This window comes from Hydrotalea sp. (genome assembly GCF_049968455.1).
Lineage (GTDB): Bacteria > Bacteroidota > Bacteroidia > Chitinophagales > Chitinophagaceae > Hydrotalea.
In genome coordinates, this window is the sequence record NZ_JBMFQT010000045.1 from 1 (window position 1) to 3,504 (window position 3,504).

Annotated in this window: 4 protein-coding genes; all 4 read right to left on the reverse strand. The window is 37.1% G+C overall.

Features of this window, described 5'->3' with window-relative positions; all coding sequences use genetic code 11:
• Window positions 1-243: 243 nt before the first annotated feature.
• Complete coding sequence (locus tag ACP5P5_RS13505) at window positions 244-978, reverse strand: CmcI family methyltransferase (protein WP_428286639.1); 735 nt, start codon at window positions 976-978, stop codon at window positions 244-246.
• Window positions 979-1,042: 64 nt separating this feature from the next.
• A complete protein-coding gene (locus ACP5P5_RS13510) occupies window positions 1,043-1,894 on the reverse strand; it encodes an FkbM family methyltransferase (RefSeq protein ID WP_428286640.1) in 852 nt (283 codons plus the stop codon).
• Window positions 1,895-1,941: 47 nt separating this feature from the next.
• A complete protein-coding gene (locus tag ACP5P5_RS13515) occupies window positions 1,942-2,832 on the reverse strand; it encodes a glycosyltransferase family 2 protein (protein ID WP_428286641.1) in 891 nt (296 codons plus the stop codon).
• A gap of 2 nt (window positions 2,833-2,834) precedes the next feature.
• Window positions 2,835-3,504: hypothetical protein (locus ACP5P5_RS13520; RefSeq protein WP_428286642.1), on the reverse strand; the 670-nt coding region annotated here is incomplete at its 5' end.

Consider the following 3,504-nt stretch of genomic DNA (forward strand, 5'->3'; position numbering starts at 1 on the left):
GGGCAACAACAATTGCAGCCCGAAAATAAGATTGCCCACAGTGGTAGAGGTAAACACCCACTTGCGCAATACCCCACTTAAGGTGGTAAAGAAAAAACAAAATAAAAAGGTTTGGATTAAGCGGCGATTACCCATTACGTTGAGGGTTTTGTGAAATAAGGAAGGCCATTGACACAACTTTGTTCATTTCAATCATTTAATTTCATCATTGGTTAGTAATATAATCAAGAACTTCCTCAAGAATTAGCCTTTTGTATAATGTGGTAAAAGTACTCCAATACCTAACCCATTTTGTTCGGTATCTTCAATAATCTCTATTGCATTTTTTTCAAGGGCTTTCAAATCATTCCAAAAAAAAGGTACTTCCCCTACCCACATATTTGATATTTCACCATAGCGAATAAAACTATCCGGTACAATATCATGAAATGCAAAACAAGTTTCATCACCCAATAATTGTTTATACCCTTCGTAATCTGCTTTCACCCCCTCATACCTGTGGTCTCCATCTATAAAGATTAAGCATTTGTTATATCCACGTATAATTTTTTTTACTTTTTCAATTATTAGTGGATCATAAGAACTTCCGTTGATGCAATTCACCCGTTTGCCTTTTAAGTAAAAATGAATTTGTGTAGTATTTTTTACGTACAAATCAATTCCAATAACTAATTGAACAGAAGGTAAACAAGAAGCTAAAAACAAATTGTTTCCGCCATTAGCCGTGCCAATTTCCATGAGTACCTCCGGCATGAATTGCTCTTGTTCCAGCAATTTTACAAAAGAAATAATCTCAAATTTATTTTGATGCACCCCTAACAACTCATTACAAATATTCCATTTTTCTTCAATACTTTTAGCTTGCTTTAGCCATTTTCTTTTTTGATATTTTTGAAAGGAAATAATAAATAAAAGTTGTTTGATTTTATCCTTTACAATGATTATAAACTGTTTATTGTAAGTTCCTTGTCTTATCATAATTTTTTGGGATGATTTAAAATAAAGAGATGAGGATGCAGATGTTTACTTTATAGCTAATTTTTTAAGCCCACCGTAAACACTGGTATCCCTTTTTAGTAAATATAGCATCTACCGTTTGCACATCGGAAGTAGCCAAATAATTCACCGGCTCCCAACCTGAAAACTTTGGAGCAGTAGTTGGATCTTTTAATTGTACACCAAACCAACCCTTTTCTAACCGAAATATACTGTATCCATAATCCATCAAGCATTGAGCCACTTCAGATGGGTAAGATGCATGGTCTTCGAAAATGATGTGTTTAATTTTTTTATCCGATAATAATTTTTTCCCACCCATAAGTACTGAGCACTCATGACCTTCTACATCCATTTTCATCACATCTATTGATTCAACATCTGATAGTATATGATCGAGCGTTTCAGTAATAACTTTTTGTACATCAGGACCATTAGTAGGGGTTATGTGCGCTAATCCTTCGTTATCCGTGCTTTGAGGTATTTGCAAAAAAGCTTCTCCCATCCTATCAGAAAGGGCACAGGCAAAAATTTGGATATCCTTAAGAGGAAGCTGAAGAACATTTTCATTGAGATAAGGCAATACTTCCGGGTTGGGTTCAAATGCAAAAAGTCGACCCTTTTCATTCATAGCCATAGCTGCAACCCCAACAGTATATCCAATATTAGCGCCAATATCTATTACCAAATTGGCCTGTCGGCATAACCTAAACAGGACCTCGGTTAATACCAAATCATATACCCCCGATTGACTAATAGATTTACCCATTACTTTATTAGGATTAATGTGCATACGGAATCCTAAACTAGTGGTTGTATATTGCCTTTTACCCCTCCATAAAAGCCTTCTCAATAGCATTTTAGGGTTAAAATAAAATTGTGGTTTTTTAAAATCCATATAAATAGTTTTCATTGTTGATAAAATAGACTAACACTTGTTAATACCTAAAATGAATGTGTCATTATTTTTTTGAAGTAGTTGACTAAAAATTTACGGGTTTGCCATTTGCTTATGGGAATTTTGCCTTTTTTCTGTTTAAAGAACAATATTTGAGCTTCTACCCAAAGCCTTACCATGATTAATAAAGCTACCAAACGCTTAGCCTTTATTTTTCCATGTTTTTCTAATAATTTCCATCTGCTTTCATAAAACAACTGTACCCTTTTTCCATCGCGTGGAATAGAGTTGCCGCCTGTATGACAAATGACATAGTTCGGATTGTACTGCAATTTCCAATTGCTGCGATGAATGCGCATAGAAATATCATTATCGGCATCCAACACTCGAAATGCCTCATCCAAATAATTCATTGCTTCCAAACAAGCTTTACGAAAACTAACGGCACAAGAAAACGGTAGTAACCGTTTAGACCGAAAAATATCATAGGGTGCCAGGTACTTATGCAATTGTTGCCCGGCTACCAAACTCCAAATGGAAGGCTCTGTCATAAAATTGCCGCTATCCCTACCCATTTCATCTACTGTTTTAAAACCCACACAGCCCAATTCAGGTTGCTGCCGGTATTCCTTTACCAATGCCTGTACAAATGATTGCACCGGATAAGCATCCGAATCCAGTAATACCACTATTTCTCCTTTTGCTGCCCGTAAGCCACGATTTACTGTTTTGGTATAATGCTGATTTTCTAAATTTCGTAACACCTTTACTTTTTCCGGAAAATCATAGGGATTGTGTATTGGTGATGCATCATCTACCACAATAATCTCGGCAATCCATGGTTCATCATACCGCAATAAGGCCTGAATATTTCTTTGAACAAGCTCCCAGGTATTGTAATTTGGAATGACGACAGAAACGGTTAGTTCGTTATTCATTTTTATAAAACTGCTAAATAATGCGCTATATGATGCTGAAAATTCCGTGTTCGATACCACGCTAAGCCCCGTTCTGCAATTTTTTCCGGGCTTATCGCCTGCTTCATCGGCTTGTGAACCGACCAATAATGTTCACAGGCTATTAACCCATCTTCATTAGCCTGTGATGGCTTAAAACCATTCCAAACAAAAATACCATGCGAAAAATAGGCTGCCAATACTCCCGACTTCCCCAATAATGCATCGGGATACACCATAGCGCCAAAGCGAGACTGTTGTAACTCGGCACTAATTTGTTCAGGAGTTAATACCCCTAAAACCTTTATAGCAAGAGGCAACTTAGGTATTTTTCCCGCATCCATTGAAACACCAATATCCACTAGTTCAGTAATGCCCAATTGCAGCCAGTCATTGAACTGTTGACTGAATACCTCATACGTCTGCAATCGCATTGCCGGATGACCAAATACAATTAAGCGGGGTTGCTTTTGTTCCCAACTTAAAACCTGATGTGGCTCCGGTATATTGGAAAAAAGGCCGATGCAACTATTTTTTTGTCCACTATCTCGGGTAGCGGCTGCTATTAATGCAGCCATTCGCCCGTTACTACAAAAGCAGGCATCTGTTATACCATACAATGCTTGAAATATGCTTTTCTGCGCTTGATGCAAC